The 3,115-nt window shown below is 40.8% G+C and carries 4 protein-coding genes; all 4 read right to left on the minus strand.

All coding sequences use genetic code 11. From position 1 onward, the window contains the following. Nucleotides 1-155 precede the first annotated feature (155 nt). Nucleotides 156-626 carry a DUF3347 domain-containing protein gene (locus WBJ10_RS10185; protein WP_424289922.1) on the minus strand — a complete coding sequence of 157 codons (471 nt, stop codon included), beginning with the start codon at nucleotides 624-626 and terminating at the stop codon, nucleotides 156-158. 83 nt (nucleotides 627-709) lie between these two features. Then, nucleotides 710-1,234, minus strand: a complete 525-nt coding sequence (locus WBJ10_RS10190) for an HYC_CC_PP family protein (protein ID WP_424289924.1) — start codon at nucleotides 1,232-1,234, stop codon at nucleotides 710-712. 118 nt (nucleotides 1,235-1,352) lie between these two features. Next, the gene (locus tag WBJ10_RS10195; RefSeq protein ID WP_424289926.1) at nucleotides 1,353-2,579 is read right to left on the minus strand and encodes a hypothetical protein; all 1,227 of its coding nucleotides are present in this window, start codon (nucleotides 2,577-2,579) and stop codon (nucleotides 1,353-1,355) included. After that, the gene (locus WBJ10_RS10200) at nucleotides 2,576-3,025 is read right to left on the minus strand and encodes a ubiquinol-cytochrome c reductase iron-sulfur subunit (RefSeq protein WP_424289928.1); all 450 of its coding nucleotides are present in this window, start codon (nucleotides 3,023-3,025) and stop codon (nucleotides 2,576-2,578) included. Before WBJ10_RS10200 ends, WBJ10_RS10195 begins: the two co-directional genes overlap by 4 nt. Nucleotides 3,026-3,115 lie beyond the last annotated feature (90 nt).

A 3,115-nucleotide genomic window follows, 5' to 3' on the forward strand; every position in this document is an offset into this window, starting at 1 on the left:
TGTTTTCATGTTTTTGGTTTTTAATTATTTTTAACGGCGGTATTTTTTATAAAAACCAACCGCAATATTTTAATAAGTATCGAATGATGTAATAAGTTAGAATTCCATAGTAAGGCCATAGGATACAATGTGCCCATGGCCTTATTTGATTAGAATTATTTAAGGGTTTCTACAACTTTACCGCAGGTAAGCATAGCGCTGCCGTAATAAGGGTTCTTAATCGCAGGCTCTTTACTAAGCCAGCTGGCTTTCTTCATCGGGCAATACGCCTTATAAATATCACCGTGACCAAGTTTTGTAACTTTGGCTAAGGCGGCCATATTTTCAGAGAAAGCCGAGAAAAGTTCTCTTTGCTTTTTCAGATCTTTAGCGTTTGCGATAGCAGCAGCACCCTTGACCAACAGTGCCCGGTTGTCATCTGGGAGGTTTTTTGCATCAACAGAAGCAGCTGTTTTGACAAATTCAGCAGCATGAGTTGCAGCTAGGTCAGCTTTGCTGGCTACTAAAGCATCTTTGATTGCATAATAGTGGGTAAGCAGGTCGCCGTGAAGGGTCGGTCTATCTAGCGCATAGGATTGCACCAGTCCGGTTGCAATGAATGCAACTATAAAAAATATCTTTTTCATTTTGAAATGATTTTAATGTTTAAAGCAAATAATTACTTGCATGGCTCAAATAATGACCATGGGTATCAAACTTTAAACAAAAATCAAATCAGGAAACTCTGGATAGCTATACGGGTATCCGCTATGGGCGGATGGTGATTTCGTACAAAATATTTATTGCTGGGTAAGTGAAGATCAGATTCCAGCACATCTCTATTAAAGGTGGTTATAAACCCTAACGTAACGAACAGGGGCTCTAAATTGTAATTAAAAAATTGCGGCGCACGTTTCTCACCTTTTTCAAATTTAGCTACTTCATCCTTACAGCAATTGTCCTCGGGGTTTTCCTGGGGATTGCTAACTTGTTTATGGTGATTAGCCTCTTCCTGGTGGTGGTCAGACGGCTTCTGGTGAGGGCTTACTGGAGTCTGATGATGATCAGCAGAAGCGGCATGCACATGAGATTTGCCATGCTCATGGCTTTTGTGTTGATGACCGGTCGGTTCTTTATGGTGATCGGCGTTCAAGGTCGTATTTAACCCTACAGAACAAGCGAACCCTACAATCGTACTCAGGGAGAATACGAATAGCAAAAAGGCTGCTTTAAACTGTATGGATGAAATTCTCATTAAAACAATATGTTGTTAAGTTGAATTAGTGCAACAAAGATAACTATCAAATGGTTTACTTTATTATATAATAGATCGGAAAGTTTATATAATTATAATGTACTTCAGAATTACAATATTAAAAGTATGTAGATACACCAAACTGAAAACCTGCCAGTTTAGCTGCTGGATTGCCCAGAAGATCGGTTTGCCAATTATACCGGTAGTTTAACCTGATAACGGTTTGGGGCGTAGGCCTGAAACTGACAGCCGGAATTATCGAGTAAATATGATCCGAAATATTACCGCCCGTTGAATTAAAATTCCCTTTGTTCCAATCTACGTATTCCATTCTGATGGCCGCGTTCAAAACAGCCCGTTCAAAGCCGAATAATGGCTTCTTTATCAAGGGTCGCACAATATCAATAAAGCCTCCTTGTTGTTTACCTCCAAACTGCTCGGTATAAGTTGCAGGCACATCGACATTTACCCAGGCCCACTCGGCATTAACGAACGTATTCAGTTTGGGTATAATGGTATTGAAATCAATTGCGAAGACATTCAAACGTCTTTTTTCGTCAAGAACAAGTCCATCATCCTGAAATTTATTATAAATACCTCCCATATAAGATAATCCAAGTTCACCAATCTTGCTGTTTCGTAAGGCTACTTTCCCGGTTAATAAAGGCGCTCCGTTGAAGCTTTCCTCGAAGCGATCCCGGTTAGCTTTAGAAGCCGGTAAAAAAGTCCTGTTCTCGGAGTTAGCGATAATGGTCTCGTCAAAGCCATTAGTTAAATATGCCTCATAAGCGTATACCCAGTTCTTAAGATACTTTTTCCCGAAGACCCCGAACCCTACATTGCTCCATGTTGCAGGAAGCATTTGTGTGGCAGATATAGGTCTATCAACAAACTCCCATTTGGGGCCGTCATGGTTTTGGTTGAATGCACCAATAGGATTCATGACGATTCCAACCCTTAAATTCAGTAAGGGATTAAATTCAAAATCTATAGAAGCGAACTCAATGTTGATCTCCTTTGTACCGTCTTCAAACTCCAGTTCTGATAGAAACTTAATTCGTTTTGCAATACCCGAGGATACAAATAGAGTAAGCCTTCGCATTTGAAACTGGTGGCCTTCCGTTACACCATCCGAACCTAAATACTGGTAGTTTGCCTCTGCGTATCCTCCAAGTGCGACCGGGAGCTTTGCAACCTGAAGGAAAGGACGGTCATAGACTGCGTCCATATTTAATTTGATACGTGCAGAGTCTCTATCAGGAACCCGTAGTAAGTCGGGATCAATTTGAGCGAAGCCTTGTTTAGCAAGAAGTACTATTAAAAATAAGGTAAGGAGTTTCTTCATGATTGCTTTCTCATATCTATGAATATATCGTTACTAGACACCAGGACTGGAAATGTCCTGAGATTATCGTCAGCAGGCCCGTTTGTAACCTGGCCTTTATTATTAAATTCGCTTCCATGAGCCGGACACTGAAGGAAATCTCCGGATGCCTGTAGTTCTGTTCCCTGGTGAGTACACCTCATCCACAGCGCGGTATAATCCTGTTCGCTAAACCGGTATACACAAATTGGAGATTTAAAGGCATCATTTCTAATGACCAGGAACGACAGGTAAGCTTTGCTTCCCTTCCCTGTTATTTTAAACTCTGATTTGTTTAATCTTAGTCCGTCCTTTTCAACAGTTCCGGTAAGATATCTGGTGCTTGTGCAGGAAGTCAGCAATGCAGGCATAACCGTTATAGATAAGCATGCCGTACAGCCTTTAGCGATAAAATTTCTTCTGTCCATTTTATAATGATTCAAGGAACTTAATCAGTTTAGCTTTATCGTTGGATGGGAGCTGCTGGAATTTATTCTTGCTTTGTTCAGCTTCACCGC

This window comes from Daejeonella sp., assembly GCF_049655485.1.
GTDB lineage: Bacteria > Bacteroidota > Bacteroidia > Sphingobacteriales > Sphingobacteriaceae > Daejeonella.